1 pseudogene is annotated in these 1,879 nt (G+C 46.6%); it reads right to left on the bottom strand.

The features are described from left to right. A pseudogene (locus F907_RS12210) lies at nt 1–1,753 on the bottom strand (trimeric autotransporter adhesin AtaA); the annotation flags it as partial. Nucleotides 1,754–1,879: the final 126 nt, after the last annotated feature.

Genomic DNA, 1,879 nt, shown 5'->3' with positions numbered 1-1,879 from the left:
CAACCACCACACTGCCTACAGTCACTTTATCGAAGTTCACGTCTTTTGCTGTCGCAACTTGATAGTTGCTTGAACCATCAGCATTGGTTGTTGGGGTTACAACAACGTTATCACCCGCTGTAACGGTTGTTTTTGCCTTGGTTGCTGCATCTTTAACGCTGGTGATTGCACCATCAATAGTGTTCGAGCCTGTGCCACCAATGTTGCTGGTGGTAATCGCACCTGTGGTTGCATCAATCGTGGTTGAACCACCAATCGCATTCTTCACGCTATCCGCGACACCGTGTAACTGGCTGCCGTTGATTGCATCAGTCGAGCTTGAATTTACCGCACCCGCTTTAACGTTGGTCAAAGTCACTGGTGTAGTAGAACCTGCTCCACCTAAAGTCACTTTGTCTTTGGTTAATGGGTCATCGTATTTAACCGCTGCATCATCTGTTGCTTTTTGTGCATCGCTAACTGCTTGCAATTGATCTTCAGTCGCTGCCTGACCTGATACCGCTGTACCATTCCAAGTCTTGTTACTTAAGCCACCAATCGTATTGGTCGTGCCATCAATCTTGATTTTGCTTGTACCACTACCAACATTGATTGCATCTTTAACATTCAGTGTGTCACCTAAGCCAAGCTGTACACCACCTGCAACTGTGGTACTGGTAATGTTGCTATCACCTTTAACATTGATATCACTACCCAGCGCATAGTTGTTCTTGCCTGTCGTGCCACCAAAGTTGATACCTTTGTCCGTTGTCGCTTTAACGCTGGTGATTGCACCATCAATGGTATTCGAACCTGTGCCACCAATGTTACTGGTGGTGACCGCACCTGTAGTTGCATCAATCGTGGTTGCGCCACCAATCGCATTCTTCACGCTGTCCGCGACACCGTGTAACTGGCTACCATTGATTGCATCAGTTGAGCTTGAATTCACCGCACCCGCTTTAACATTGGTCAAGGTTACTGGTGTGGTTGAACCTGCTCCACCTAAAGTCACTTTGTCTTTGGTTAATGGGTTGTCATATTTAACCGCTGCATCATCCAAACCACCTAACTTGCTATCCACTGCAGCCAATTGATCTTCTGTCGCTGCTTGACCTGATACCGCTGTACCGTTCCAAGTCTTGTTACTTAAACCGTTGATCGTATTGGTCGCTTTATCAACCACCACACTGCCTACAGTCACTTTATCGAAGTTCACGTCTTTTGCAGTCGCGACTTGATAGTTGCTTGAGCCATCAGCATTGGTTGTTGGAGTGACAACCACGTTATCACCTGCTGTAACGGTTGTTTTCGCTTTGGTTGCGGCATCTTTAACGCTGGTGATTGCACCATCAATGGTGTTCGAACCTGTGCCACCAATGTTGCTGGTGGTGATCGCACCTGTAGTTGCATCAATCGTGGTTGAACCACCAATTGCATTTTTCACGCTGTCCGCGACACCGTGTAACTGGCTACCATTGATTGCATCAGTTGAAGTTGAATTTACCGCACCCGCTTTAACATTGGTCAAAGTTACTGGCGTAGTAGAACCTGCTCCACCTAAAGTCACTTTGTCTTTGGTCAATGGGTTATCGTATTTAACCGCAGCATCATCTGTTGCTTTTTGTGCATCGCTAACTGCTTGCAATTGATCTTCAGTCGCCGCTTGACCTGAGACTGCTGTACCGTTCCAAGTCTTGTTGCTTAAACCGTTAATCGTATTGGTCGCTTTATCAACCACCACACTGCCTACAGTGACTCTATCGAAATTCACGTCTTTTGCAGTCGCGACTTGATAGTTGCTTGAACCATCAGCATTGGTTGTTGGAGTAACAACCACGTTATCACCTGCTGTAACGGTTGTTTTCGCTTTGGTTGCGGCATCTTTAACGCTGGTGAT

Source organism: Acinetobacter colistiniresistens, from assembly GCF_000413935.1.
Lineage (GTDB): Bacteria > Pseudomonadota > Gammaproteobacteria > Pseudomonadales > Moraxellaceae > Acinetobacter > Acinetobacter colistiniresistens.
The sequence above is the reverse complement of the archived record's forward strand: the minus strand, read 5'-3'. Positions and strand labels throughout refer to the sequence as shown.